This is a genomic window from Nonomuraea harbinensis (genome assembly GCF_019396385.1).
In the GTDB taxonomy this organism is placed as follows: domain Bacteria; phylum Actinomycetota; class Actinomycetes; order Streptosporangiales; family Streptosporangiaceae; genus Nonomuraea; species Nonomuraea ferruginea.
The window spans coordinates 18,112-42,096 of sequence record NZ_JAHKRN010000016.1 but is presented as its reverse complement, the minus strand read 5'-3'; the positions used below and the strand labels follow the sequence as shown (position 1 = coordinate 42,096).

Sequence of the window (23,985 nt, the reverse complement as noted above, 5' to 3'; positions counted from 1 at the left end):
CGCACCAGCGTTAGGCGATGCCCCATGGCCGAAACCCCTGAAGAGCCCACGTTCCAGCGCCTCGGACCGGTGAACTGGCTGCCCGAGGAGCGCAAGGTCGTCGAGCGCCACGAGGCGGAGATCAGGGAGCTGCGCCGCCGGCTGGAGATCGCGGAGGCCAAGGCCGCCTACGCCGCCTGGAAGCTGGAGGCCACCCAGGCCAAGCGGACCTTCAAGCTGGGCGAGGCCATCGGGTCCAGGAGCCCCGGCAAGATGCTGGAGGCCGTCAGGTCCAGGGACCGCGCGCCGAAGGCGCCGATGCCGGTCAACGAGGCCATCGAGCTCGCGAACCACAGGGCGCCCGAGGTCAAGGTGCCGGCGGTCAAGTGGCCGGCGGGGCCGGTGAACCGTCCCGACCTGAAGGTGGCGGTCATCCTGGACGACTTCTCCAGGATGGCCTTCCGCTACGAGTGGGACCAGATCGAGTTCGGGCTCAAGGACTGGCCGGAGATCTTCGCGGAGAAGCGGCCCGACCTGCTGTTCTGCGAGTCGGCCTGGCACGGCAACCAGGGCCGCTGGCGCTACCAGATGACCGGCACCAACGCGCCCAAGGAGCCGCTGCGCGACCTGGTCTCCTGGTGCAGGGCGGCGGGCATCCCGACGGTCTTCTGGAACAAGGAGGACCCGCCGAACTTCGACTTCTTCATCGACACGGCCAAGCTGTTCGACTACGTGTTCACCTGCGACGGTGACATGTTGCCGAAATATCGCGAAATTCTGGGCCACGACCGGGTGGACGTGCTCCAGTTCGCCGCCCAGCCGCGCGTGCACAACCCGGTCCAGCAGCGGGAGGGCCGGCTGCACGACGTGGTCTTCGCCGGCATGTACTTCCGCGACAAGCACCCCGAGCGCCGCGAGCAGATGGAGACCGTGCTCGACCCGGTGCGCGAGCTGGGCCTGCACATCTTCGCCCGCAACGGCGAGGTGGACGAGAAGTACGCCTGGCCGGAGAAGTACCGCCCGCACATCGTGGGCGAGCTGCCCTACGACCAGATGCTCGCCGCGTACCGGATGTACAAGGTCTTCCTGAACGTCAACTCGGTGCTCGACTCGCCGACCATGTGCGCCCGCCGCGTGTTCGAGCTGTCGGCCTGCGCCACCCCGGTGGTGTCGGGCTGGTCGCGGGCCGTCGAGGAGACGTTCGGTGACCTGATCCCGATCGCCCGCGAGCCGATCGAGTCGTACAACCAGGTGCTGCACCTGATCAACAGCCCCGAGCTGCGCGCCCGGCAGGGGCATCTGGCGATGCGCGAGGTGTTCGACAAGCACCTGTTCACCCACCGCGTGGACCAGATACTCCAGCTGCTCGGCCGCCCGGCGACGCCGCGGTCACGGTCGATCTCGGTGGTGCTGCCGACCAACCGCGCCGCCCAGATCGAGCACGCGATCTCGTCGGTGGCCAAGCAGATCCACCGGCCGGTGCAGTTGATCATGGTGCTGCACGGCCTGGACATCGACCCGGTCGTGGTGGCCGACAAGGCTCGCATGGCGGGCATCACGGACGTGACCGTGCTCCCGGCCGACCCGGGGCTGTCGCTGGGCGCCTGCATGAACCTGGGCATCGACGCCGCCGAGGGCGAGCTGATCGCCAAAATGGACGACGACAACCTCTACGGCGAGCACTACCTGTCGGACCTGCAGCGCGCCTTCGACTACACCGAGGCGGAGCTGGTCGGCAAGGGCGCCCACTACTCGTTCTTCGAGGGCTCCAACACCACCATGCTGCGCCTGCCGGGCCTGGAGCACCGCTACTCGTTCCTGGTGCAGGGCGGGACGTTCCTCGGCAAGGCGGACATGTTCCGCACCTACCGCTTCCCCGACCTGACCCGGGGCGAGGACACCCACCTGGTCCGCCGCCTCAAGGAGGACGGGGTCAAGATCTACTCGGCGGACCGGTTCAACTTCGTCTACTGGCGCAGCGCCGACTCGGCGATGCACACCTGGCAGGCCGACCACATCAAGCTGACCAGGAACGCCCAGTTCTCCTTCGTCGGCCGTCCTGATGACCACGTGCTGATCTGACGGCGTGTTGCGGGCGCCGTGCCGTGCACCCGGCGGGGAGCCGTGCCTATGGTGGCGCGATGAGGGACGATTGCGGCCTGGTGACGATCAGCGGTCACGAGGCGTTCGACAAGACGGTCGACGACGTGTGCGCGGCGGTGACCGCGGCCGGCTACCACGTGTTCGCGCGGGTGGACCACACGGAGAACGCGGTGCGGGCCGGCAGGGAGCTGCCCCCGACCACGCTGGTGCTCTTCGGCGAGCCCACCGTCGGCACCGACCTGATCGTCGAACGCCGCACCGCGGCCATCGACCTGCCGTCCAAGATCCTCGTGTGGCAGGACGGGGACGCCGTGCGGCTGACGTACAACACCGCCGACTGGCTGGTGCGCCGCCACGGCGTCGAGCGGGAGGGCGCCGCCGCCGCGCGGACCCTGGAGGAGGCGACCGAGCAGATCTGCCGGCGGACGGCGGCCTCCGCGCGCGCGTAGGCGGCGGCTGGCTCTCCGCGGCTCAGACGGCGGCCCGCGAGAGGTTCTGGTCGGCGAGCTTGCCGAGCTCCATCAGGCCGGCTCGTTTCACCTCGCGGCCGACGACCATGAGGCTCATGACGAGGGTGCCGCGCCTGATCGTGACCGTGCCGATCTGGGCCTGCCGGTCGCCGCCCGACGCGGTGGTGAGGTAGGCGCGCGACTCGTCGCCCTGCTTCGGCATCTTCAGGTCGCGGGTGCGGTAGACCACGTCGATGCCGCGCACGTGGGCGTGGTACGCGTCGCACTCGCTGGGCAGCGGGCCGGGGAACACCCCGGCGGGCAGCGAGACCACGGCCTGGGTGATCGACCCCTTCGGCGAGGCGAACCCGACGACGGCGGCCGGAGCCTTGGCGACCTCCGGCTGGGCGACGTCGAGCAGGGCCGCGCCCGCGCACTCGGGGTGGTCCAGCTTGGCCTGGCGGACCGACTCCAGGCCCTGTCTGGTGGACCGGAGCGTGCTGTAGGTCCCGACCTCCGGGCCGTACGCGACCTGCATGCCCTTGGGCGCCGGCAGCAGCGCGGCGCGGAGCTTGGCCGCCTCGGCGGGCTTCGGGGCGGACGCGGGCGGCGGGGTGGACGCGGCGGGCGCCGCGGCCTTCTCCGAAGAGCAGCCCGCTATGACCGTCATGCTTAGAAATGCGGCGGAAAATGCCTTAAGCATGAGTTCTCCATTTCACTTCAACGGCATCGGGTAGACGTTAAGGGAAACGCGCGCCGCGCGAACCGGCAACGGCGCTATCCACCGGATTCAACGCATTCGACAAGACCGCCCAACCCACCTTCTAGCAGCGACTACGGCCCGCGATCAGCGAATCGGACGGCATTTACCCAACGGCATTCACCGTCACAAGTAGCGCAAAGACTCAGCCACCCGCAGCGCGGCGCCATTGGCCTTTTCCGGCGAGTCCCGATGATCGGCCCCATGGGGGACATCGGCCGTTCGGCGGCGGGACGCGAACTGGGCATGGGGCGCGCCATCTCGCGCCGCGACTTCTTCGACGGGGTGGCCGTGACGGCGGGCGCCGCGGCCCTGGGCGCCTCGGGAGGAGCCGGAACGGCCTATGCCGCCTCGTCTGCCCCGGCGGCGGCGGCGTTCCGCGGCAACACCTCCCAGGCGCTCGGCGTGCTCCACGCGCTGCGCGACGGCCGGTTCTGGCAGCAGGCGGACCCGCCCGTGCCGACGGGGGAGGCCTACGACCTGGTGGTGGTGGGGGCCGGGCTGAGCGGGGTGAGCGCCGCCCACGAGTGGCTGCGCCGCCATCCCGGGGCGCGCGTGCTGATCCTGGACAACCACGACACGATCGGCGGCCACGCCCAGCGTCCCGGCTCGGGTTCGGTGGCGGCGCCCGTGACCTGGACGCCGGAGTTCCGCGAGCTGCTCGACCGGCTGGGCGTCGTGGCCGCACCGTGCCAGGAGTGCGGCGCCGACGACAGCGTGATGTGCGACCGCGAGACGTTCCCCGTCGAGACGCTGGTGTCCACCGGCGCGAGCGCCGCCGGGTGGATCGGCCGCCTGCCCGTCGCCGACGCCGCCAGGCAGGACCTGATCCGCCTGCACACCGACCCGCCCGACCCGTTCCCCGGGCTCGGGCCGGAGGCCAAGCAGGAGCGCCTGGCCGACCTCACCTACTCCCGCTACCTGCTGGACTCGCTGCGGGTGCACCCGGACGCCGAGCGGTTCCACCGGACCCTGCCCAGCGCCTCCTGGGGGTACGACACGCGTGTCCTGGGCGCGGTGGACGCCTGGGGGCTCGGCTACCCGGGGTTCGGCGGGCTCGGGCTGGACGAGGGCAAGCCGTCGCGGTTCAGCGCGCCCACGATCGCCAAGGAGTGGGGAGTGACCGGCCGGGTTGCGCACCTGCCCGGCGGGGTGCACGGGCTCGTCCGGGCGATGCTGGACGCGATGGGCGGCAGGGCCAGGTTCCGGCTGTCGAGTCCCGTCGTGTCCGTGCGCAACGACGGGCCGCCCGAGACCGCGACCACCGCCACCGTCGGCTACTTCGACGGCCACGAGGTCAGGTCCGTCGGCGCCGGGGCGGTGATCCTCGCCTGTTGGCACTCCGTCGTCCCGTACCTCGTCCCCGACCTGCCGGGCGCGCAGCGCACGGCGCTGCGCGCGGCGGTGAAGACGCCGCTGGTGGAGGCCGTGGTGCGGCTGCGCAGCGCGGACGCCTGGCGGCGGCTGGGCGTCTCACGCACCCGCTGGACCGGCGCGTACTGGTGCATGAGCGAGCTGACCCACGACTCCGGCGACGGCGTCACGGCGCGGCTGGTGGCCGCGCCCTCCCGTTCGGAGCTGGGTCCCGCCGAGGGGGCGGCCGCCGGGCGGCAGGCGCTGCTGCGCACCCCGTACGCGATGCTGGAGTTCGGGGCGCGCGACCAGCTCGCGCGGCTGCTCGGCGCCGGCGGGTTCGATCCGGGCAGGGACGTCGAGGCGGTGGCGGTCTACCGGTGGGGTCATGGCTACTCGCCCGAATACTGCCGTCCGTGGCACGGGTTCCATCCCGACGGGTCGTCGCCGGCCGAGGCGGCGCGCAGGCGGTTCGGCCGGATCGGGCTGGCCGGATCGGACGCGGCTCCCTCTGCCAGGGCGGACGCCGCCGTCACCGCCGCCCATCGGGCCGTCGGGGAGCTCTCAGGGTGAGACGGAGAGGTAATACCCTCGTGTCCTACTCGGTACCTTCCTGGGGTCCGCTTCGGTAATCGCAGAAAACATCCCTCTTCCTCCCACTGCGGCGGGTGCTTAATCGGTGCTAGTCTCCTGTGCGATCTTCCGGAGGTGTATTTACACAGAGGTTGTGGAAATGCCCTCGACTCCGAGGTTGGGACATGGGCTCGCAAAACCGGTCAATTCGGTTCAAGATCTTTATATTGCTGCTGTTACCCCTCCTGTCCTTGAGCGCGCTCTGGGGCTTCGTGCTCAACCTCACTGTGAGCGACGGATGGTCGTTGCTGCGCGGCGACTCCCTCCACCAGACGGTCGGCGTCACCTCCACTGAGCTGGGCGTCGAGCTCCAGGCCGAGCGGGAGCGCTCACTTCTCAAGCTCACGGACGGTGAGCCCAGCGCCGAGCTCGGCGAGCAGCGCGCCCGCACCGACACCGCGGTCGACGCCTTCCGCGAAGCCGTCATGCGGGCCGAGGACGACCTCGCCGACGACATGCGCGCGCCGCTCAACACCGTGCAGGCCGAGCTGTCGCGGCTGCACGCCATCCGCTCGGGCATCGACGGCGGCTTCAGCACCAGGATGCTCGGACTCAACGAGTACAACCGGCTGCTCGACGCCATGTTCCGGTTCTACGACCACCTCGCCCCCGCCCCCGAGCTGACCATCTACCAGCAGGTCACCGCGCTGCAGACGATGAGCAACGCGCACGAGTTCCTGCTCAGGGAGCACGCCCTCGTCCGGGCCGCCCAGCTCGACGGCCGGCTGATCGAGCCCGAGGCGGCCGCCTTCACCGAGTACGCCTCCTCCAGGAAGTTCCTGCACGCGCGCGGCCTCGCGGGTCTCGACGTCGAGCTGCGCCAGCCGTACGAGGAGCTCTTCAAGAGCCAGACGTTCCTGACCTTCGCCACCATGGAGGCCCGGGTCATCAGGTCCGGCGCGCCGCCGCCCGACGGCGGGAGCTGGAACGACAACACCGGCAAGGTGATCACCGAGCTGGAGAGGATCAACGGCCTGGCGGCCGAGGAGCTGGGCGGCAGGGCCGCCGGCGCGGTCACCGCCACCAGGGTCCAGATCGGCGTCGCCGGCGGCGTCGGCCTGGTCGCCGTGCTGGCCTCGATCATCATCTCGGTGCGTTTCGGCCGCCGGCTCGGCGCCGAGCTGGCCGGGCTGCGCTCGGCCGCCGTCGAGCTGTCCGAGCAGCGCCTGCCCGACCTGGTCAGGCGGCTCAGCAGGGGCGAGGAGGTCGACGTCGCCCAGGCGGCCAGACCGATCCAGGTCAGCGGCTCGGCCGAGATCAGCGACGTGGCCGGCGCGTTCGGCGCGGTGCAGGCCACCGCGGTGCGCGCCGCCGTCGGCCAGGCCGCGCTGCGCCGCGGGCTCGGCCAGGTCTTCCTCAACCTGGCCCGGCGCAAGCAGGGCCTGCTGCACCGCCAGCTTTCGGTGCTCGACGGCATGCAGCGGCGCACCCACGACCCGGACCAGCTGGAAGAGCTCTTCCGGCTCGACCACCTGACCACCCGCATGCGGCGGCACGCGGAGAGCCTGATCATCCTCTCGGGCTCCGCCCCCGGACGGGCCTGGCGCAAGCCGGTGCCGGTGATCGACGTCGTCCGGGCGGCCATCGCCGAGGTGGAGGACTACACCCGGGTCGACGTGGCCGGCATGCACGGCAGCGCGGTGGACGGCTCGGCCGCGGCCGACCTCACCCACCTGATCGCCGAGCTGGTGGAGAACGCCACGATCTACTCACCGCCCGACACCACGGTCCACGTCCGCGGCGACCGGGTCAGCAACGGCTACTCGGTCGAGGTGGAGGACCGCGGGCTCGGGCTGCAGCCGGAGGAGTACGACGCCTACAACCGCGTCCTGACGGAACCTCCGGAGTTCGACCTGGCCGACAGCGACAGGCTCGGCCTGTTCGTGGTCGCCAAGCTGGCCCAGCGGCACGCCATCAAGGTGCTGCTGAGGCGATCACCGTTCGGCGGCACCACCGCCATCGTGTTCGTGCCGGACAGGCTCGTCACCGACCAGCAGGAACTGCCCCCCGCCAAGAACGACGGGCTGCCCTCGCTGCCGGGCCGGACCAGGAAGAAGGCCCTGGCGGTGGTCAGCGGCACGCACGCGGGCTTGCCAAGGCGGGTCCGGCAGGCCACATTGTCATCCCGGCTCAAGGACGGCCAGCCGCCCGAGCCGGAGCCCGAGCGGAAGAACGAACGCTCTCCCGACGAGGTACGCGACCTGTTCTCCGCGTTCCAGCGGGGAACCCAGCGCGCCCGAGAAGAAGCTGATGAGGAGGGGGAGGCATGAGTGTGCCGACGACCAACACCGGTGAGCTGAACTGGCTCCTTGACGACCTGACGACCAGGGTGGGCGCGGTCAGGCAAGCGGTCATCCTGTCGACCGACGGCCTCGCCGTCGGTTACTCCAAGGGTCTGACCCGCGAGGACGCCGAGCATCTGTCCGCCGTGGCCGCCGGTTTCCAGAGCCTGGCCCGGGGCACCGGCCGCCATTTCGGCGGCGGTGACGTCCGCCAGACCATCGTGGAGATGGAGTCCGCGTTCCTGTTCGTGACGGCGGCGGGCCAGGGCACGTGCCTCGCGGTGCTCGCCGACGCCAACGTCGACGTGGGCCACATCGCCTACGAGATGGCGATGCTGGTCAAGCGGGTGGGCCAGCACATCACGACCAACCCGCGAGCCATGCCATGAGCGATACCCCGCAGTGGTTGGACGAGGACGCGGGGCCGATCGTGCGGCCCTACGCCCTCATCCGAGGTCGTACGAGGTCGTCGGGGGACAATCTCGACCTCGTCGCGACCGTCCGCGCCGTGGGGGAAGCTCCGGGCAGCCTCTCCCCCGAGCAGTCGCTCATTCTCCGGGCGGCTCGCAACCCGATCTCGGTGGCCGACGTGGCCGTCGAGCTCGATCTGCCTGTCGGCGTCGTCCGGGTCCTGCTGGGCGACCTGCGTGACCAAGGCCTCATCTCGGTGTCGGCCCCCTCAGCGGCGGGATCGCGCCCGAGTGAGGGCATTCTCAAGGAAGTGATCAATGGACTCCGTGCTCTCTGAGGACCCCGTCGCGCTCAAGATCCTCATTGCCGGGGGCTTCGGCGTGGGCAAGACCACCCTGGTGGGGTCGATCAGTGAGATCAGGCCGCTGCGTACGGAAGAGGTGCTGTCCGACCGCGGGGTCGGCGTCGACGACCTCGACGGCGTCGAGGCCAAGACCACCACGACCGTGGCGATGGACTTCGGCCGCATCACGATCCGCGAGGGCCTGGTCGTCTACCTGTTCGGCACCCCCGGCCAGGAGCGGTTCTGGTTCATGTGGGACGAGCTGTCCTACGGCGCGCTGGGCGCGGTCGTGATCGCCGACACCCGGCGGCTGACCGACTGCTTCCCCTCCGTCGACTACTTCGAGCAGCGCGGCACGCCGTTCGTGGTGGCCGTCAACTGCTTCGACGACGCCGAGCAGCACAGCGTGGAGGACGTGCGCATCGCGCTCGACCTGGACCCGGACGTCCCCGTGATGCTGTGCGACGTGCGGCGGCGCAACTCGGCCAAGGAAGTCATGATCACCCTTGTCGAGCACTCGCTGCGCACGCTGACCACGACAGGTTAGAGCGCGCGCAGCCCGTTGATCACTTCACGCAGGAGGCTCTCCGTAGGCGTCGCGGCCTTCGACCGCGGCGCCTTCACCACGACCAGGCCGTAGTCGATCAGGTCGCCGATCAGCACCCTGACCACCGCCACCGGCAGGTCGAGCTCCCCCGCGATCTCGGCGACCGGCCTGGCGTGCTGGACCACGCAGTTCAGCAGCCGCCGGTGCTGGGCGCCCAGCTCCGCGTTCGCCGGAGCCGGCTGCCCGGTGAGCGACACGGTGGCCAGCATGTCGAGCACGGTGGACAGCGCCTTGGCCGCGGGCCTGGTGCGTCCGCGGGTCACCGCGTACGGGCGCACGACCGGCCCGGCCTCCTCGTCGACCCACTCACGCTCGCGACTCACGATGGCGTCCCCCCGTCCTGGTCACTGTCCTGACGTCCGCGCTGCCAGCCCGACTGGAGAGACGAGAGCAGGGCCCTGGTCTCCTCGGGCGAGCGCTCCTGCGCCGGCTCCCGCGGCTCCTCCGCGACCGGCGCGCTCTGCTGCTTGAGCCGCTCCGGCAGGTTGGCCTGGCGGACCCGGCGGGGCAGCCCTGATCCCCCCGACGACTCGGCGTTGCGCTTGGCGGTACGGACCCGGCGCGGCAGCTCGCTCGGCCCCGGGCCCGCGGGAGGCCGGTTGTCCTGCGGAGCGCTCTGCGTCTCCGCGCCCTCCCTGCTCTCCCTGCCCTCTCTGCTCTCCCTGCCTACCACCGACACCGTGACGGACTCCAGCTCGGGCGGCTCCGGCGTCCGGATCGACGGCATCTGCTGGACCAGTTGCACGGGCACCAGCACGATCGCCGTGGTCCCCCCGTACGGCGAGGGCTTGAGCGTGACGCTCACCCCGTGCCTGGCCGCCAGCATGCCGACCACCGCGAAGCCGAGCTGCTCGGTCCGCGCAGGGTCGAACTCGGGCGGGCTGGCCAGCCGCCGGTTGACGGCCTCCCTCGCCTCGTCCGTCATGCCCAGCCCGCGGTCCTCGACCTCGACCGCGAAGCCCTTGCCGACCAGTTCGCCGCGAACCGACACCTCGCTGCCTGGCGCGGAGAAGGTGGCCGCGTTCTCGATCAGCTCGGCGAACAGGTGCATGAGGTCGGCCACCGCCTCACCCGGGATGCCGCATTCCGGCATCGGGTAGACGCGCACCCGGGTGTACTCCTCGACCTGGCCCGCGGCCCCGTTCAGCATGTCCTCGACGCCGATGACGCCGCGCCAGCGCCGACCGGCCGCGCCGCCGGACAGCAGCACCAGGCCCTCGGCGTGCCGGCGCATGCGGGTCGTCAGGTGGTCGAGCTTGAACAGGCTCTCCAGCGCCTCCGGCTCCTCGGTCTGCCGCTGCATCTCGTCCAGCAGCTTGAGCTGGCGCTGGACCAGCGACTGGCTGCGCCTGGCCAGGTTGCGCAGCGCCTCGGCCACGCCCTCGCGCAGCCGGGCCTGCTCCAGCGCGGCGTCGACCGCGGTGTGCCGGACGCTGTCGAACGAGGCCGCCAGGTCGGTCACCTCGCTGGTGGCGCCCGCCTCCACCTCGATCGGCGGCACCTCGGCGGCCTGGTCCACCGGCTCGCCGCGGCGCAGCTTGGCGACCACGCCGGGCAGGCGCACCTCGGCCAGCTCCTGCGCGGAGCCGCGCAGCGCCGCCAGCTCGCGGGAGAGCCGCCGGCCGACCCGTACGGAGACGACGACGGAGAAGACGACCGCGATGAGCCCGAGCGCGCCCGCGACGGCGGCGCGCACGATGATGACCATGCCGGCGGGCTCCATCCGGGCCAGCAGGATGTCACCGGCCGTGTAGAGGCCCTGGGTGTACTCCTCCAGCACCGGCTCGACCTGGCCCCGCCACACCTGCAGGTCCACCGGCTGGCCGGAGACGTACGAGTGCAGCAGCCGCTCCATGGAGCCGTAGTTCCCGGTGGCGGCCATCCTCTCCAGCGGGGCCCGCATCTCCGGGTCCAGGTTGGCCATGACCTTGGGGAAGAGGTACGTGCGCGCGCCGTCGATGCCGGCCAGCAGGTGGATCTCGGCCATCGTCCACCCGTCGCCGCCGGGGACGGCGTTGCCCGCGACGATCAGGGCGTGCTCGCGGCTGAGGAGCTCGCGCACCTGCGCGGCCATGATCAGGGCCTGTGACTGCCGGGACAGCTCGACGTCGGTGCTGACGGTGAAGGCCGCGTACAGGCGGTCGATGGCGTCCGGGATGGTGGCGTACTCGGTGATCAGGGCGTGCGGGGTCAGCGTCCGGCTGTCGACCTTGCTCCTGATCTCCGTCAGCCGGTCGACGGCCTTGAAGACGTCGGCGAGCTGCGTCTTCATGTCGTCGTCGAGCGCCGCCTGGGTGTCCTCGGACAGCGCGCCGTCGGTCAGGTTCTTCCTGACCCGGTCCACCGTGGCACGGGCGTCGGCCAGCTTCTTGGCGTTGACGGGGGCGCCGGACAGCAGCTCGGCGGAGGCCAGGCGCTCGGCCTGGAGGTTGACCACGAGGAAGTCGGCGTGATCGATGATCCCGGTCCAGAAGGTCTCGACCTTGAGGAGGTTCAGCGCCTCCCTCGACGTCGTGCTCGCGGCGAATCCCCAGAGCGCGACCAGGGAGACCAGCGGGATGACGAGCAGCGTCGAGATCTTGAATCGGATGGATCTGCCCGATGCCATGACACCTGCTCCCGGTTAGAAGATCGCGGGAGAGAATAGCACTCATCGAGGCCGAGATAAGATCAACTAGCGATAAATCTGTGATATGTCGTGATTTTGACTGTGGTACTGACCCAGACCACGCGCACCAACCATGCTGCCAGCACGGCCAGCAACGCCACCTCCGCGCCCAGCAGCGCCCGCTCCACCAACCCGATCATGACCCGCTCCCCGGGCAGCGCCACGTACGTGATCGCCAGCACCCCGAGCCCGCCCGCCAGGGCCAGCCACTCGACGACCCTGGCCACCGGCCGCCACACGGGGTCGCGGGCCAGCCTGGGCACCAGCAGCGCCCCCGCCGCCGGCAGGCTGACGAACGCCGCGATCGACACGTACCGGTGAACCTGCGCGGCGAATGTCGGGTCGGCGCCGAACGGTGCGGTCGGGACGGCCGCGGCCACCAGCAGCGCGCCCGACCACACCAGGAGCAGCCTCTCCGGCATCCCCCTCACCGGAGCCCCCACAGACCGCAACCCCGCCAGCAGCGCCAGCGAGCCCAGGGCCACCACCGCCATCGCGACCTCCGTGACGCCCCCGCGGTCGGCCACGGCGTACTCGCTCACGGTCACGTGCAGCGGGTTCAGATCGGAGTCGAGTTGCGCGAACCCGATCCCGGCCACGCCGCACACGATCGCGGCGAGCGCGACGAGCGGGTAGGCCCGGGAACCGGCGGGGAGTCCGCCCGCCGGCCGCCCCGCCACGCCCCCGCGCGGCCGGGGCCCCTCCACGTCGGCATCGGCCTCGGTGGCGGGCAGTTCCTCGGTGACTCCGGTCATGGCAGAGAGTCTTCCGGGAGGACGGCGCCGCGACATCCGGCGTCGTCCCTTACCTCACCCTGACCGATCCCTGAGTTGCCGGGCCGCGCTGTCGAGGAGCATGTCCAGGGCCGCCGGGTAGCCGCTGTCGTTCATCCTGGCCACCAGGAGGGGCGCCGTGGCGGCGATGTGGGGGTGGGTCTCGGCCGGGAGGCGGGCGTAGGTCTCGCGCCAGACCTCCTGGTCGGCCTGCCGTGCCGCCTCGGGCAGCGCCAGCGAGGCGGCGTCGAGCACGGCGAAGGCCAGGCTCTGGTCGATGAAGGCGTGATAGACCCGCACGGCGTCGGGGTCGGGGAAGCCCTCGGTGCGCAGGATGCAGAGGATCGTCTCGTCCACCGCCACCTCGTGCGGGCGGCCCGCCACCCGGCTCGCGGTGAGCACGGCCGCCTGCGGGTGCGACAGGTAGGCCCGGTAGATGCTCAGCCCCAGCGCCCGCAGGTCGGCCCGCCAGTCGCCGGTGGCGCGCCAGCTCTCCAGCGCCGCGGCGAACAGCGCGTCGGCGATGGCCAGGGTCAGGTCGTCCATGCCGCGGAAGTAGCGGTAGATCGTGCTGGCGTCGGCGCCCAGCGCCAGCCCCAGCCGCCTGGCCGTCAGGCCCGCCGCGCCGTGCTCCTTGAGCATGCGCAGGGCGGTGGCGATGATCAGCTCGTGGCTGAGCACCCGGCCCTGCCGGGTGGGCCGGCGCCGCCGTCGTGCCGCCTCGGGCACTACGCGCTTCGGCATACCTCTCCTTATGCCAACACCATTGACGTTGATGAGCGTACTCGTCTTTGCTTGAAGGGCACCCCCGCAACCAGGAGAGATCATGCGTATTCTTCTTGTGGGCGCCGGCGGTGTGGGCACCGCCATCACCCGCATCGCCACCCGCCGCGAGTTCTTCGACCATATGGTGGTCGCCGACTACGACATTTCCCGGGCTCAGGCGGCCGTCGCCGCGCTCGGCCCCGGCGAGACCCGCTTCACCGCGGCGGAGGTCGACGCCTCCGACACCTCGGCGGTCGTCGGCCTGCTTCTCGGCCACCGGTGCGACGTCCTGCTCAACGCCACCGACCCCCGCTTCGTGATGCCGCTGTTCGAGGCGGCGCTCGCGGGCGGGGCGCACTATCTCGACATGGCGATGTCCATGTCCAGGCCGCACCCCGAACACCCGTACGAGCAGGTCGGGGTGAAGCTCGGCGACGAGCAGTTCGCCCGCGACGGCGACTGGCGGCGGGCCGGCCGGCTGGCGCTCGTCGGCATGGGCGTCGAGCCGGGGCTGTCCGACGTGTTCGCCCGCTACGCCGCCGACGAGCTGTTCGACGAGATCGAGGAGATCGGCGTACGCGACGGCGGCAACCTCACCGTCGACGGCTACGAGTTCGCCCCGTCGTTCTCCATCTGGACCACGATCGAGGAGTGTCTCAACCCGCCGCTCGTCTACGAGCGCGACCGGGGGTGGTTCACCACCGAGCCGTTCAGCGAGCCGGAGGTGTTCGACTTCCCCGAGGGCATCGGCCCGATCGAGTGCGTGAACGTCGAGCACGAGGAGGTGCTGCTGGTGCCCCGCTGGGTGGACGCCGGGCGGGTCACCTTCAAGTACGGGCTCGGCGAGGACTTCATCTCCAGGCTCAAGACCCTGCACGAGCTGGGCCTGGACGGCACCCGGCCGGTCACCGTGCGCACCGACCGCGGCCCCGCCCGGGTCTCGCCGCGCGACGTGGTGGCCGCCGTGCTGCCCGACCCGGCCGAGCTGGGCGAGCGCATGCACGGCAAGACCTGCGCCGGCACCTGGGTGAAGGGCGTCAAGGACGGCCGGCCGCGCGAGGTGTACCTCTACCACGTGGTCGACAACCAGTGGTCGATGCGTGAGTACGGCTCGCAGGCCGTGGTCTGGCAGACCGCCGTCAACCCGGTCGCCGCGCTGGAACTGGTCGCCGGCGGCACGTGGCGGGGCGAGGGCGTGCTCGGCCCCGAGGCGTTCCCGCCGCGCCCGTTCCTGGACCTGCTGGAGGAGTACGGGTCGCCGTGGGGCCTGCGCGAGCAGGAACCCGCCGGAGTGGGGTCAGAGGCCTGACGGGTCGCGGCCCACGCTGATCTCCTCGGCGATGCGCCGGATGTCGGCGCCGGTGAAGCCGGGGGCCTGGGGCAACTGCCGCAACAGCGCGTCGATCACCACGGGCACCGGCTGGCCGGCGAACCGGCCCGCGATGCCGTGAACCGTGCGGAACAGCGCCTCTTCGTCGTGCATCCCCGTCTCCTCATACGACTACCCGGGACACGGTACGACGGGGCGCCGACAGTTTCCGGCTATCGCTTCAGCGTGTCCCGTACCGTGGCGCAGATCTCATGCAGGCTGCCGGCCTGCTCGGGCGTGAGCACGTCGAACAGGACGCGGCGCACCTCCTCGACGTGACCGGGCGCGGCGGACTCCAGCGCCGCGAAGCCCGTGTCGGTGAGCACGGCGATGTTGCCGCGCCGGTCCTCGGGGCAGCGGTCGCGGCGGACCCAGCCGCGCTCCTCCAGCCGGGCCAACGCGTGCGAGAGCCGGCTCTGTGAGCTCTGCGCCTTCGCGGCCAGCTCGCTCATCCGCAGCGCGCGCCCCGGCGCCTCCGACCACGCCACCACCAAGGCGCTCTACGCGCACGACCCCGACGGGCTGGAGTTCGAGGTGTCCTGGCTGGTGCCGGCCGACATGATCGACGACGAGCTGCTCGCCGCCAGGACCCGCGTTCTGCCGCTCGACCTGGCCGCCGCCAAGGAGCGGTTCGGCGCGCGCACGCGCGGCGGCGTCGGAGTGTCGATCCCGGTCTGACGTGATCGGGCGGGTACGGGTTACCGTGGTGTTAATCCGATTCCCCTCCTGGAGAACGTCATGCCGAGGGATCCAGACCACGTGCTCGACGCCATCGACGGCGTCGTCGACGAGTGGGAGACGCTGAGCGCCGACGCCATGCGCTGGGCGCCGCCCGAGGACAAGAGCGACGACCTGCTGCGCGAGGTGAGCGAGATCTTCGGGCCGCTGGCCAACGCGCTCACCCAGGCGTTCCGCCCGCTGGGCGACGCGGTGAACCGCGTCCTGGACGACCTGCTCCCCGACGACGAGGGGCCCGCCTACGACCAGGACGACGACGAGCGCTAGCCCGTCCGGCGCCGGCGGGTCCGGCGCGGGTAGGCCTTGGCGGTCTCGGCCAGCCTCGCGGCGTGCTCGGCCTGCTTGCGCCAGTGGCCGTAGGCGTCGCCGCGCTGGGCCAGCCGGTCGAGCTCACGCACCGTGGCCAGGGGGATGAACGCGGGCTCGGCGTCGCGCCACGGAGTGCCCGGCAGCGGCATGAAGGTGTGGGTGTGGATGCGCGCCCCCAGGTCGGCCAGATCGGCGGCCAGCTTGAGCGAGGCCTCCTGGTCGTCCTCCTGCTCGCCCGGCATGCCGAAGATGAAGTCGACGTTCGGCCGGAAGCCGTGCTCCACCGCGATCCGCACCGCGTCGCGTACGGGTGAGGTGTCGTGGCCGCGCCCCGAGGCCGCGAGCACGCGGTCGGAGCCCGACTGAGCGCCGATGATCAGGTTGTCGTTGGCGACGTAGCGCTTGAGCAGCCGCATGGCCTCGGGCGTCACGTGCTCGGGCCGCACCTCGGACGGGAAGCTGCCGAAGAACACCCGGCCGTGCGGCGGCAGCTCCTCCTTGACCCCGGCCAGCAGCTCCTCCACGGCGTCCAGGTCGGGGCCCGGCCCCGGCGACCCGTACGAGAGCGAGGTCGGCGTGATGAACCGGACGTCGCGCAGCCCGTGTCCGGCCATCTCCCGCACGTGCTCGCGCACGCTCGCCACCGACCGGTGGCGGAACTGGCCGCCGAACATGAAGGGCGTCTGGCAGAAGCGACAGGTGTAACGGCACCCTCTGGTGATCTCGATCGGCCCGAACCGCCCGCGCCGGGCCGGGAAGGACGGGAACGCGTCCAGCGGGAGCTGCGGCGCCGGGCGGGTGCGCAGCGCGACCCCGTCGGCGTCCCTGAGCGCGAGCCCGGGGACGCCCGTGAGCGGGTCGCCGCCGCGCAACGCCTCGACGAGCGCCACGATCGTCGACTCGCCCTCGCCGACGCCGGCCAGGTCCCACCCGGCGTCGATGACCTGCTGCGGCTCGGCGGTGGCGTGCACGCCGCCCGCGATGTGCAGGACGCCGTCCCGGTCTTCCAGCGCCCGCACGGCGGCCAGCTCGGCGGCCATCGCGTCGGCGTCGGGCGAGTAGAACGACCACAGGACGAGCACCCGATCGGCCCGGCTGGCGGCGATGTGCGCCGCCGTCTCCTCGACGGTGGTGCCGAGGCGCAGCCCGTGCTCGACCCCCGCGGTCTCCAGGGCGGCGAGCAGGGCGTGCACGCCGTAGGTCACGGCCTTGCGATATCGGACCACCACGTCAACAGCGAGCGCCACGCCGTGCAGCGTAGCCGACGGCGAGCCCCCCGGCCGCCGCCCTGACCAACGGCAGGACTCCCGCTCTGACCACCGCCCGGACTCCCACCAGGCTCTCCGCCCGGACCACCGCCCGGACTCCCACCAGGCTCTCCGCCCGGACTCCGGGCCGGCTTTCGCCCGGACTCCGGCCGGGTTTCGCCCGGACTCCGGCCGGGTTTCGCCCGGGCTCCGGGCTGGGTTCAGCGGGCGAAGCGCCTGGTCGCCGCCTTGAGGGCGTCGCTCATGCCCGGTTGGCCGGCGCTGTGCCCGGCTTCCTCCACGATCACCAGCTCGCAGCCCGGCCAGGCGTTCGACAGCTCCCAGGCCGTCCGCAGCGGGCTGCTCAGGTCGATCCGGCCGTGTACCAGGACGCCGGGCACGTCGCCCAGCTTCTCCACCCCGGCCAGGATCTCGCCGTCCTCCAGCCAGGCGTGGTGGCTCCAGTAGTGGGTGACCAGCCGCGCGAACCGCATCCGGAACCGGGGGTCGGCGTAGCGCGGGTCGGGCTCCTGGTCGGCGCGCACCCGTACGTGGGAGTCCTCCCAGGCGCACCAGTCGCGGGCCGCCTTCTCCCGGACGGCCGGGTCGGGGTCGGCGAGCAGCCGGGCGTAGGCGTCGACGAGCCGCCCGCCACCCGGGGCGCCGTCGCGGAACCGCTCCCATTCCCGGGGGAAGTAGTGGCCGACGCCCTCGGTGATCCACTCCACCTCCCACCGGGTGGTGGTGGCGACGCCGGACATGATGATCTCGGTGACCCTGTCGGGGTGGCGGATCGCGTAGGCCAGGCCGAGCGTCGTCCCCCACGAGCCGCCGAACAGCATCCACCGGTCGATGCCCAGGTGCTCGCGGAGCAGCTCCATGTCGGCGATCAGATGGTGGGTGGTGTTCACGGACAGGTCCGTGTCGTGGTCGGCCGCGTCAGGCGTGCTCCTTCCACAGCCGCGCTGGTCGAACAGCACGACCCGGTACTTCTCCAGGTCGAAGAACCGCAGCCAGCCGGGACTCGCCCCCGACCCCGGACCGCCATGGACCACCACGGCGGGTTTCCCACCGGGCGCGCCGTGGACCTCCCAATACACGTGGTTGCCGTCGCCTACGTCAAGCATGCCGCTCTCATTGATCATGACCCCATCCTCACCCTTCTGAACGGAGACCGCCTCACACACGGGGTCCGGGGGCGGGAGCCCCATCGCGCCGTCCCCTTTCCTGTTTGACGGAAACCGCCTCACACCAGGTCCGGAGGCGAACCGTCCGCTCCCTGCTTGACGGAAACCGCCTCACACACGGGGTCCGGGGGCGGGAGCCCCTGGCAAGGGGGTGTGGGGGAGCTTGGCTCCCCCGCAGAGCGCAGCCCGAGTCGGGGTCGCGCGCAGCGCGCTGCCTTGCGAGGACCTTGCTGTCGGCGCCGGCATGGAAAACAACCTGATCTTGTCGGTGGCGGCTGCCATAGTGAGGGAGTGTTCCACACCTCCTCCCTCGTCCCCTGCCATGTCCGTCACCTGCCCGGCGGCGCCATCGAGCTGATGCCGATCGTGCTGCCGATGACCCTCACGGCCGCCCAGCGCCGCAGCCTGGCCGCCGTCCTCCTGGAGGGTCTCGACGACGACACCGCCCCCGCCGGCGCGGACCTCTGCCTGGCCTAACCGAGCCTGGCCCGGTAGACCTGCCGCGCGCGGTCGTAGAGCGCCACGTGGTCGTCGTACTGGTCCTTGGTCGCGAAGACGCCCGACTCCCGCAGCACCTCCTCCAGCCGGTCCAGCCAGTCCAGGCACCACCGCACGTCCTCGGGCCGCGCCACACGCGTGCCCGCCACGTTCAGGTAGACCGGGCTCGTGTGCGCGTACGCGCCGCTTCCGTGGAAGCTTCGCGGGTGCGGCCCTCCGGTGGCGACCGCGACCACGTACGTGGGCTCGCCCGGGGTCAGCGTGGCCGTGAGGCGGCCGGGCGGCCCCTGGGCCACCACCCCGTCGGCGGTGCGGATCTCCAGGGTCTCGACCTCGGGCCCGACCGAGGTGACGGTGATCTCGACGCGCTCCCCGGGCGCCAGGTCCAGCGTGTCGCCGGGGCCGTGGCCGTTCACGGTGAGGTCGAGCCACGGGCCGGTGGTGGCGAACGTGCGGCCCATGAGGATCGCCTCGGCGAACGACTCGGCGGTGAGCGGGCCGTCCACCCGCGCGTACACCCGCTCCCACCCGGGCGGGCCCGACGAGGTGCCGCGGTGGCAGAACGACAGTACCGCGTCGGTGCCGGCGGTCACCGTCAGCCGGTTGCCGGCCCCGATCAGGCGCCGGTAGACCGCGGCCGTGGCGGTGATCGACGAGTGGTTGAGCACGTCCAGCGTGTCGATCAGGCCGAGCGCCGCGTCGGCGACGATCTCCCTGGCCGAGCAGTTGCGCCCGCGCGCCACCGCCGCCTCCGGCGGGTCGGTGTCGGAGACCGGCAGGTGGAACGGGTGCCCGTAGCCGAGCACCGCGCCCATCTCGTGCAGTTCCTCGCAGGCGACCGCGTTCGGGGGCCAGTCGGCGTCGCCGGAGAAGCCCGTGTGGAAGCGTTCAGGCAGCCCGCGCAGCCCGAAGGCGCCGACGTGGCCGACCAGGTCGTTGCGGTACTCCACGCCGATCCTGGCCAGGTGGCGCCCGTCGGACCACGGCAGATCGCGGCCCAGCCAGTGTTCGAGCGCCTCCCGGTCGTAGACCCGCGCGCTCGCCACGTTCCCGGCCACCAGGTTGAGCACGTGCAGGTCCTCGCCGTGCTGGGCGGCCGCGGCCAGCTCGGGTGCGGCCGGTTCCTCGCCCATCCAGTTGAGGTGGACGTGCATGTCGCCGCCGTACCAGCCGTGCGCCGCCGCGTCGTACAACCGCTCGGGGGTCAGCTCGACCAGCGTCTCCCCGCCCGCGGCCGGGGTCAGCGCGACCTCGGACTCGGCGTACTCCATGCCCCTGGTGACCGTCACCGTGATCGGCTCGGCGGGCACGGCCACCACCAGGTCGTCGCCGTGGAAGTACGCTCTGCCGTGCCCGTCGACCTTGGGCGGGGTGCCCTCGGGATACCAGCCCTGCCCGCCGGCCGACGTCACGCTCCACCGGCACGGGAACCCGGCGCGCAACCGCACCGCCGCCGCCTCCGCCCGCCTGGTCAGCGGCGCCAGATCGACCGGCGCCCCGTCGGCGACGACCTCCCGCCGCACGCCGACGATCTTCGCTCCGCGTGGCGGGATCTCGTACGCGTCGCCGTCCACGAGCACCGTGACCGGCTCGTCCCGGCTCGAGTCCAGCAGCAACCACGTACGGCCTGGCTCGTCGCCGAGCACCACCCGCGCGCGGGCCTCCAGCGTGACCGCGCCGGGCCGGAGCCGCAGCGCGGGCAGTGAGGTGAGCACGTCGCCGCCGAGCGCGTCGCGGACCACCCGGTCGACGTCCACCTCGCCCATCCGGTCGTCGATCTCGTCCTCGGACGCCCCGGGCAGGCGCTCGGCGAGCTGCCGCATCCCGGTGGCCCAGTAGTCGTGGCTCCGGTCGAGGAAGACGGTGGCCCACGCCTGGACCACGTACGACAGCGGCTCCTCGCCCCAGCACACGCCGTGCTGATCGCGGAGGTCCCGGTAATCGGTCAGCGCGCGGGCGACGGTCTCGGGAAGCAGCGGATCGTCACACATCGGACACTCCTCGAAGTCACCGACATCGTGTCACGAAACGCTGGACCCGTCAGGTACTTACCACCCACCGCCCGACTGCACGGCCGAGACGACCACGGCGAGCCCACTCATCCCGACCATCCCGATGATGACCATAAGGGCGACGATGCGACGGTTCACATGGCGGATGCTACCCGGCGTCCAGGGAGAAGACGGCCAGGCCAGGAGGAGGTGTGCCGGAAATAATGGGACCCGGGCACCGGTTACCTTTTGGTACCCGCTCAAGGAAAGGTACGTCCCATGCCCCTGCCTCTCTCCATTCTCGATCTCGCGTACATCGGCAAGGGAGAGACCGCCGCCGACAGTTTCGCCGCCAGCGTGGAGCTGGCGCGGCGCGCCGAGCAGTGGGGATACCGGCGCATCTGGTATGCCGAGCACCACAACATGCCCTCGATCGCGTCCTCGGCCACCAGCGTGCTGATCGCGCACGTGGCCGCGCGGACGAGCACCATCCGTCTCGGCGCCGGCGGCGTCATGCTGCCCAACCACTCCCCGCTGACCATCGCCGAGCAGTACGGCACGCTCGCCACGCTGCACCCCGGCCGGATCGACCTGGGGCTCGGGCGGGCGCCCGGCAGCGACCAGAAGACCATGCGGGCGCTGCGCCGCACGCCCTCCTCGGCGGACAGCTTCCCGCAGGACGTGCTGGAGCTGCAGGGCTACCTGACCGGCGACTCCCGCATCCCGGGCGTGGACGCGACACCGGGCAAGGGCACCGACGTGCCGCTGTACATCCTCGGGTCCTCGCTGTTCGGCGCGCAGCTCGCGGCCATGCTCGGGCTGCCGTACGCGTTCGCCTCGCACTTCGCGCCCGCCGCGCTGGAGGAGGCGGTCGCGCTCTACCGGCGCGAGTTCAAGCCGTCCGCGCAGCTCGCCGAGCCGTACGTGATCGCCGGCGTGAACGTGATCACCGCCGACACCAGGGAGAAGGCGGAGGAGCAGTTCCTGGCCGCCAAGCGCAACCGGGTGAGCCTCCTGCTGGGCCGCGAGCGCGAGTTCACCGCCGAAGAGGCGGACATGATCCTGGAGTCGCCCGCCGGGCAGCAGATCCTCCAGATGACCAAGTACTCGGCCGTCGGCACGCCCGGCGAGGTCAAGGAGTATCTGGGCCGGTTCGCCGAGCATGTCGGGGCCGACGAGCTCATCACGGTGTCGGCGGCCCCCGACCGGGAGGCCTGGCTACGCTCCTTCGAGCTTCTCGCCGAGGTCCAGGGCCTCGTCCCCGCCTGACGGCTCCAGGATCACCAGCGGGATGTCCCGGTCCGTTCTGGACTGGTACGTGTCGTACGTCGGGAACACGGTGGCCATGCCCGGCCACAGCTCCTTCTTCTCCTGCTCGGTGGCGGTGCGGGCGCGGGCGGCGAACCTGTCGGCCCGCACCTGCACGGTGACGTCCGGATCAGCGGTCAGGTTGAGATACCAGGCGGGGTGCTGCGCGGAGCCGCCGTTGGAGGCGACGAGCAGGTAGCGGTCGCCGTCCTGCCCGTAGATCAGCGCCGTGCGGCGCAGCCGCCCCGACTTCCTGCCCCGGGTCGTGAGCAGCAGCGTGGGCAGCCCCTGGAACAGGTGCCCGCTCTCCCCGTCCGTCTCCACGTAGCGGCGGATGTGCTCGGCCACCCAGCCCGTCGGGCTGTCGATTACCTTGTCCATGCGATCAAGTGTGGAACTTCGACCGGGGTTGAGGTCAAGTCGCCCAGCCCATGACATTCGTCAGGTCCGCGCCGGGAGTCCCCCGGTTAGGGTGATCGGCATGAAGGGCCGGCTCTGGACCTCCGTCTACCTCGCCGTCCTGGTATGGCCGCTCCCCGGCTTCCTGTCCCGCTCGCCGTCCGCCGCCGAAGTGGCGCTCGTGGCAGCGGGGCTGGTCTGCTTCGCCGCGCTCTACCTCCGGGTCGTGTGGACGGCCCTGGACCGTCCGCACGGGAACGCGACCCCGTACGCGCTCGTCCTCCTGTACGCGGCCGCGGCCGGACTGGCGCCGGCGCTGGGCGAGCTGTGGGTGTTCGCCGCCTCCTTCTTCCTGGTCACGGCGCTGTCGGCGGCCCTGCCCGCGCGGGTCATGCCGGCCGGGGCCGCGCTGACCGTCGGAGGCGTCGCGCTGGCGCTGCCGCTGCTGGGCGCGCCGCTCTCGGACAGCTGGTGGATCCCGCTTCAGGCGGCGGTGTTCGCCGGGGCGATGCGCGCCTTCCTCGCGCTGACCGCCGCGAACCGTGCCCTGTCCCGGGCGAACGCCGAGGTGGAGCGGCTGGCCGTGGACAACGAGCGGCTGCGCTTCGCCCGCGACATGCACGACATCCTCGGCCACAGCCTGGCGGTGATGACCTTGAAGAGCCAGCTCGCGGGCAAACTCCTCACGGCGGACCCTCCACGGGCGGCTGCGGAGATCGGGGACGTCGAGGACCTGTCCCGTCAGGCGCTGTCGGACGTGCGCGACGCGATCGCCGGCTACCGGGAGCTGTCGCTGCCGGACGAACTCGACGGGGCGCGGCGGGCGCTCGCCGCCGCCGGCGTGCCCGTGGAGGTGTCCGCCGAGCCGGTCCCCGCGGAGGTGGAGCCGGTGCTGGCGTGGGTGGTGCGGGAGGGCGCGACGAACGTGGTCCGGCACAGCCGCGCCCGCCGGTGCCGCATCGGGCTGGGGACCGCCGGCGGCGAGGCGTACGTCGAGGTCACCGACGACGGCCGCGGCTCCGCCCCCGGCGACGGCGGCACCGGGCTGCGCGGGCTCGCCGAACGGGTCGAGCTCGCGGGCGGCACCCTGCACGGCGGACCGGCCGAGCACGGCGGCTTCCGCCTGCACGCCCGTGTCCCTCTGCCGGCCCGCCCGCCCCGGGAAGACGCCGTTCACCGGGCCCGGCCGCCGGCGAAAGGAAGCCCGTGATCCGCATCCTGCTCGCCGACGACCAGCATCTCGTACGGGAGGCGCTGGCGGCGTTGCTCGGCCTGGAGCCCGGCATCGAGGTCGCCGGCCAGGTGGGCCGCGGGGACGAGGTGGCGGCCGCGGTCGCCGCGACGCGGCCCGACGTCGTCCTGCTCGACATCGAGATGCCCGGCGGCGACGGCCTCACCGTCGCGGCCGGGCTCACCGGCGTACGGGTGATCATCCTGACGACGTTCGGCCGGCCCGGTTACCTGCGGCGCGCCATGGACGCCGGCGTCGCCGGTTACGTGGTCAAGGACGCCAGGGCCGGGGAGCTGGCCGACGCGATCCGCCGGGTGCACGCAGGTGAGCGGGTGTTCGACAGGAAGCTGGCCGCCGCCAGCCTCTCCGAAGGCGCCAACCCCCTCACCGGCCGGGAACGCGACGTGCTGCGCGCCGCCACCGAAGGCGGCACGATCGCCGACATCGCCCGCCGTCTCTACCTGTCGGACGGCACCGTACGCAACTACCTGTCGTCGGCCATCGGCAAGCTCGGCGCCCGCAACCGGGCCGAGGCGGCACGCGCCGCGGAGGCCAAGGGCTGGCTCTGACGAACGTCACTAC

General features: G+C 71.9%; 25 protein-coding genes. 14 read left to right on the top strand and 11 right to left on the bottom strand.

The features are described from left to right. The first annotated feature begins 24 nt into the window (after positions 1 to 24). Positions 25 to 2,061: a glycosyltransferase family protein gene (locus tag KME79_RS18425; protein WP_148036212.1), complete on the top strand. Its 2,037-nt coding sequence runs from the start codon at positions 25 to 27 to the stop codon at positions 2,059 to 2,061. Between the two features lie 59 nt (positions 2,062 to 2,120). Further along, positions 2,121 to 2,531, top strand: coding sequence for a DUF302 domain-containing protein (locus KME79_RS18420; RefSeq protein WP_219545479.1), 411 nt, complete (start codon positions 2,121 to 2,123; stop codon positions 2,529 to 2,531). Between the two features lie 22 nt (positions 2,532 to 2,553). On the opposite strand, the gene KME79_RS18415 is transcribed toward KME79_RS18420, so the two are convergent. Beyond that, on the bottom strand, positions 2,554 to 3,201 hold the full coding sequence (locus KME79_RS18415; protein WP_219545478.1) for a hypothetical protein: 648 nt from the start codon (positions 3,199 to 3,201) through the stop codon (positions 2,554 to 2,556). Positions 3,202 to 3,495: 294 nt separating this feature from the next. Between KME79_RS18415 and KME79_RS18410 the strand changes: the two genes are divergently transcribed. From KME79_RS18410 to KME79_RS18390, 5 genes are all read left to right on the top strand, one after another. Then, the gene (locus KME79_RS18410) at positions 3,496 to 5,217 is read left to right on the top strand and encodes an NAD(P)-binding protein (RefSeq protein ID WP_246640045.1); all 1,722 of its coding nucleotides are present in this window, start codon (positions 3,496 to 3,498) and stop codon (positions 5,215 to 5,217) included. A 227-nt stretch (positions 5,218 to 5,444) separates the two neighbouring features. Then, the gene (locus tag KME79_RS18405; protein WP_219545477.1) at positions 5,445 to 7,547 is read left to right on the top strand and encodes a sensor histidine kinase; all 2,103 of its coding nucleotides are present in this window, start codon (positions 5,445 to 5,447) and stop codon (positions 7,545 to 7,547) included. Continuing rightward, positions 7,544 to 7,948 carry a roadblock/LC7 domain-containing protein gene (locus KME79_RS18400; protein WP_148036208.1) on the top strand — a complete coding sequence of 135 codons (405 nt, stop codon included), beginning with the start codon at positions 7,544 to 7,546 and terminating at the stop codon, positions 7,946 to 7,948. The genes KME79_RS18405 and KME79_RS18400 overlap by 4 nt, the downstream gene beginning before the upstream one ends. Continuing rightward, positions 7,945 to 8,307 (top strand): DUF742 domain-containing protein, encoded by a 363-nt coding sequence (locus KME79_RS18395; RefSeq protein ID WP_148036207.1) that lies wholly within the window; start codon positions 7,945 to 7,947, stop codon positions 8,305 to 8,307. Before KME79_RS18400 ends, KME79_RS18395 begins: the two co-directional genes overlap by 4 nt. Continuing rightward, positions 8,288 to 8,860 carry a GTP-binding protein gene (locus KME79_RS18390; protein ID WP_148036206.1) on the top strand — a complete coding sequence of 191 codons (573 nt, stop codon included), beginning with the start codon at positions 8,288 to 8,290 and terminating at the stop codon, positions 8,858 to 8,860. The genes KME79_RS18395 and KME79_RS18390 overlap by 20 nt, the downstream gene beginning before the upstream one ends. Here KME79_RS18390 and KME79_RS18385 read toward each other — a convergent pair. From KME79_RS18385 to KME79_RS18370, 4 genes are all read right to left on the bottom strand, one after another. Further along, on the bottom strand, positions 8,857 to 9,243 hold the full coding sequence (locus tag KME79_RS18385; protein WP_148036205.1) for a DUF742 domain-containing protein: 387 nt from the start codon (positions 9,241 to 9,243) through the stop codon (positions 8,857 to 8,859). The genes KME79_RS18390 and KME79_RS18385 overlap by 4 nt on opposite strands. Continuing rightward, positions 9,240 to 11,528 (bottom strand): sensor histidine kinase, encoded by a 2,289-nt coding sequence (locus KME79_RS18380; protein ID WP_219545476.1) that lies wholly within the window; start codon positions 11,526 to 11,528, stop codon positions 9,240 to 9,242. Before KME79_RS18380 ends, KME79_RS18385 begins: the two co-directional genes overlap by 4 nt. Before the next feature lie 62 nt (positions 11,529 to 11,590). After that, entirely contained in the window at positions 11,591 to 12,343 is a 753-nt protein-coding gene (locus KME79_RS18375; protein WP_219545475.1) for a DUF998 domain-containing protein, read from the bottom strand. A gap of 54 nt (positions 12,344 to 12,397) precedes the next feature. Next, positions 12,398 to 13,105 carry a TetR/AcrR family transcriptional regulator gene (locus tag KME79_RS18370; RefSeq protein ID WP_219545474.1) on the bottom strand — a complete coding sequence of 236 codons (708 nt, stop codon included), beginning with the start codon at positions 13,103 to 13,105 and terminating at the stop codon, positions 12,398 to 12,400. A gap of 82 nt (positions 13,106 to 13,187) precedes the next feature. Here KME79_RS18370 and KME79_RS18365 point away from each other — a divergent pair, with 82 nt between their 5' ends. Beyond that, positions 13,188 to 14,435 carry a saccharopine dehydrogenase family protein gene (locus KME79_RS18365; RefSeq protein WP_219545473.1) on the top strand — a complete coding sequence of 416 codons (1,248 nt, stop codon included), beginning with the start codon at positions 13,188 to 13,190 and terminating at the stop codon, positions 14,433 to 14,435. Here the strand turns inward: KME79_RS18365 and KME79_RS18360 are convergent. Together KME79_RS18360 and KME79_RS18355 are read right to left on the bottom strand one after the other, a co-directional pair. Continuing rightward, positions 14,424 to 14,609 carry a hypothetical protein gene (locus KME79_RS18360; RefSeq protein ID WP_148036200.1) on the bottom strand — a complete coding sequence of 62 codons (186 nt, stop codon included), beginning with the start codon at positions 14,607 to 14,609 and terminating at the stop codon, positions 14,424 to 14,426. The genes KME79_RS18365 and KME79_RS18360 overlap by 12 nt on opposite strands. A gap of 59 nt (positions 14,610 to 14,668) precedes the next feature. Further along, positions 14,669 to 14,938 carry a MarR family winged helix-turn-helix transcriptional regulator gene (locus KME79_RS18355; protein WP_246640061.1) on the bottom strand — a complete coding sequence of 90 codons (270 nt, stop codon included), beginning with the start codon at positions 14,936 to 14,938 and terminating at the stop codon, positions 14,669 to 14,671. Between KME79_RS18355 and KME79_RS44910 the strand changes: the two genes are divergently transcribed. Further along, positions 14,826 to 15,173 (top strand): VOC family protein, encoded by a 348-nt coding sequence (locus tag KME79_RS44910; protein ID WP_246640085.1) that lies wholly within the window; start codon positions 14,826 to 14,828, stop codon positions 15,171 to 15,173. The genes KME79_RS18355 and KME79_RS44910 overlap by 113 nt on opposite strands. A gap of 60 nt (positions 15,174 to 15,233) precedes the next feature. Continuing rightward, positions 15,234 to 15,500 carry a hypothetical protein gene (locus KME79_RS18345; RefSeq protein ID WP_148036198.1) on the top strand — a complete coding sequence of 89 codons (267 nt, stop codon included), beginning with the start codon at positions 15,234 to 15,236 and terminating at the stop codon, positions 15,498 to 15,500. Here KME79_RS18345 and KME79_RS18340 read toward each other — a convergent pair. Beyond that, complete coding sequence (locus tag KME79_RS18340; protein ID WP_308248966.1) at positions 15,497 to 16,789, bottom strand: TIGR04013 family B12-binding domain/radical SAM domain-containing protein; 1,293 nt, start codon at positions 16,787 to 16,789, stop codon at positions 15,497 to 15,499. The genes KME79_RS18345 and KME79_RS18340 overlap by 4 nt on opposite strands. A gap of 221 nt (positions 16,790 to 17,010) precedes the next feature. Next, positions 17,011 to 17,934, bottom strand: a complete 924-nt coding sequence (pip, locus tag KME79_RS18335) for a prolyl aminopeptidase (RefSeq protein WP_219545471.1) — start codon at positions 17,932 to 17,934, stop codon at positions 17,011 to 17,013. Between the two features lie 333 nt (positions 17,935 to 18,267). Here pip and KME79_RS18330 point away from each other — a divergent pair, with 333 nt between their 5' ends. Continuing rightward, positions 18,268 to 18,453 (top strand): hypothetical protein, encoded by a 186-nt coding sequence (locus KME79_RS18330; protein ID WP_219545470.1) that lies wholly within the window; start codon positions 18,268 to 18,270, stop codon positions 18,451 to 18,453. Here the strand turns inward: KME79_RS18330 and KME79_RS18325 are convergent. Further along, on the bottom strand, positions 18,450 to 20,465 hold the full coding sequence (locus KME79_RS18325) for a CehA/McbA family metallohydrolase (RefSeq protein ID WP_219545469.1): 2,016 nt from the start codon (positions 20,463 to 20,465) through the stop codon (positions 18,450 to 18,452). The genes KME79_RS18330 and KME79_RS18325 overlap by 4 nt on opposite strands. 279 nt (positions 20,466 to 20,744) lie before the next feature. Here KME79_RS18325 and KME79_RS18320 point away from each other — a divergent pair, with 279 nt between their 5' ends. Next, positions 20,745 to 21,734: an LLM class flavin-dependent oxidoreductase gene (locus KME79_RS18320; protein WP_148036195.1), complete on the top strand. Its 990-nt coding sequence runs from the start codon at positions 20,745 to 20,747 to the stop codon at positions 21,732 to 21,734. On the opposite strand, the gene KME79_RS18315 is transcribed toward KME79_RS18320, so the two are convergent. Next, positions 21,684 to 22,154, bottom strand: coding sequence for a nitroreductase family deazaflavin-dependent oxidoreductase (locus KME79_RS18315; RefSeq protein WP_219545468.1), 471 nt, complete (start codon positions 22,152 to 22,154; stop codon positions 21,684 to 21,686). The two genes, KME79_RS18320 and KME79_RS18315, sit on opposite strands and share 51 nt — an antisense overlap. Before the next feature lie 100 nt (positions 22,155 to 22,254). Here KME79_RS18315 and KME79_RS18310 point away from each other — a divergent pair, with 100 nt between their 5' ends. Both KME79_RS18310 and KME79_RS18305 read left to right on the top strand, forming a co-directional pair. Continuing rightward, positions 22,255 to 23,382 (top strand): sensor histidine kinase, encoded by a 1,128-nt coding sequence (locus KME79_RS18310; RefSeq protein WP_219545467.1) that lies wholly within the window; start codon positions 22,255 to 22,257, stop codon positions 23,380 to 23,382. After that, complete coding sequence (locus KME79_RS18305; RefSeq protein ID WP_219545466.1) at positions 23,379 to 23,972, top strand: response regulator transcription factor; 594 nt, start codon at positions 23,379 to 23,381, stop codon at positions 23,970 to 23,972. Before KME79_RS18310 ends, KME79_RS18305 begins: the two co-directional genes overlap by 4 nt. The last annotated feature ends 13 nt before the right edge of the window (positions 23,973 to 23,985 follow it).

What these genes read in the sequence shown, in the direction of transcription:
- KME79_RS18380 (WP_219545476.1), bottom strand. Translation starts at nt 11,528, where the DNA reads ATGGCATCGGGCAGATCCATCCGATTCAAGATCTCGACGCTGCTCGTC.
- KME79_RS18310 (WP_219545467.1), top strand. Translation starts at nt 22,255, where the DNA reads ATGAAGGGCCGGCTCTGGACCTCCGTCTACCTCGCCGTCCTGGTATGG.
- KME79_RS18320 (WP_148036195.1), top strand. Translation starts at nt 20,745, where the DNA reads ATGCCCCTGCCTCTCTCCATTCTCGATCTCGCGTACATCGGCAAGGGA.
- KME79_RS18395 (WP_148036207.1), top strand. Translation starts at nt 7,945, where the DNA reads ATGAGCGATACCCCGCAGTGGTTGGACGAGGACGCGGGGCCGATCGTG.
- KME79_RS18315 (WP_219545468.1), bottom strand. Translation starts at nt 22,154, where the DNA reads ATGGACAAGGTAATCGACAGCCCGACGGGCTGGGTGGCCGAGCACATC.
- KME79_RS18415 (WP_219545478.1), bottom strand. Translation starts at nt 3,201, where the DNA reads ATGACGGTCATAGCGGGCTGCTCTTCGGAGAAGGCCGCGGCGCCCGCC.
- KME79_RS18410 (WP_246640045.1), top strand. Translation starts at nt 3,496, where the DNA reads ATGGGGGACATCGGCCGTTCGGCGGCGGGACGCGAACTGGGCATGGGG.
- KME79_RS18375 (WP_219545475.1), bottom strand. Translation starts at nt 12,343, where the DNA reads ATGACCGGAGTCACCGAGGAACTGCCCGCCACCGAGGCCGATGCCGAC.
- KME79_RS18325 (WP_219545469.1), bottom strand. Translation starts at nt 20,465, where the DNA reads ATGTGTGACGATCCGCTGCTTCCCGAGACCGTCGCCCGCGCGCTGACC.
- KME79_RS18370 (WP_219545474.1), bottom strand. Translation starts at nt 13,105, where the DNA reads ATGCCGAAGCGCGTAGTGCCCGAGGCGGCACGACGGCGGCGCCGGCCC.
- KME79_RS18425 (WP_148036212.1), top strand. Translation starts at nt 25, where the DNA reads ATGGCCGAAACCCCTGAAGAGCCCACGTTCCAGCGCCTCGGACCGGTG.
- pip (WP_219545471.1), bottom strand. Translation starts at nt 17,934, where the DNA reads ATGATCAATGAGAGCGGCATGCTTGACGTAGGCGACGGCAACCACGTG.
- KME79_RS18345 (WP_148036198.1), top strand. Translation starts at nt 15,234, where the DNA reads ATGCCGAGGGATCCAGACCACGTGCTCGACGCCATCGACGGCGTCGTC.
- KME79_RS18365 (WP_219545473.1), top strand. Translation starts at nt 13,188, where the DNA reads ATGCGTATTCTTCTTGTGGGCGCCGGCGGTGTGGGCACCGCCATCACC.
- KME79_RS44910 (WP_246640085.1), top strand. Translation starts at nt 14,826, where the DNA reads ATGTTGCCGCGCCGGTCCTCGGGGCAGCGGTCGCGGCGGACCCAGCCG.
- KME79_RS18390 (WP_148036206.1), top strand. Translation starts at nt 8,288, where the DNA reads ATGGACTCCGTGCTCTCTGAGGACCCCGTCGCGCTCAAGATCCTCATT.
- KME79_RS18400 (WP_148036208.1), top strand. Translation starts at nt 7,544, where the DNA reads ATGAGTGTGCCGACGACCAACACCGGTGAGCTGAACTGGCTCCTTGAC.
- KME79_RS18360 (WP_148036200.1), bottom strand. Translation starts at nt 14,609, where the DNA reads ATGCACGACGAAGAGGCGCTGTTCCGCACGGTTCACGGCATCGCGGGC.
- KME79_RS18420 (WP_219545479.1), top strand. Translation starts at nt 2,121, where the DNA reads ATGAGGGACGATTGCGGCCTGGTGACGATCAGCGGTCACGAGGCGTTC.